Annotated in this window: 1 protein-coding gene; it reads right to left on the bottom strand. The window is 63.2% G+C overall.

Annotation, left to right across the window (positions count from 1 at the left end; all coding sequences use genetic code 11):
• Window positions 1–155, bottom strand: a 155-nt coding sequence (locus AC1D1Y_RS26770) for a LysR family transcriptional regulator (RefSeq protein ID WP_477685009.1), incomplete at its 3' end; no start/stop codon positions are given.
• Window positions 156–394: the final 239 nt, after the last annotated feature.

The raw sequence follows: 394 nt of genomic DNA, 5'->3' as shown, positions 1-394 counted from the left end.
CCGCTACGGTCCAGCAGCAGCACGCCCAATTCATCCTCCAGTGTGGCTATGCGGCTGGACATGGCCGATTGGGTGAGAAACAGTTTTTCCGCCGCCAGGGTGATGCTCTTGAGCGCAGCGACCCAGTAAAAGGCTTCTACAAAACGCAGGTTCATGGGGTTCGCAGGGTTGGTTATGCACGTGCAGCTTGCCAATATAGTGGCAAGCGCCGTGAACCCCAGCGCGGCTAAGCGCCGTCGGGACTGCGTCGTGGCGCTTCCAAGGCTTGGGCCAGCTGCGCCGGATTCGGCAGCCCCTCGCTATCGCCCACAAACTGCACCACACGCGCACCAATGGCGTTGCCGCGCAGCGCCGCATCTGCCAGGCTCTGGCCGTCCAGCAGCGCGCTGAGCAC

It is taken from the genome of Polaromonas sp. P1_G1 (assembly GCF_056405595.1).
This window is presented reverse-complemented; position numbering and strand designations above follow the sequence as displayed.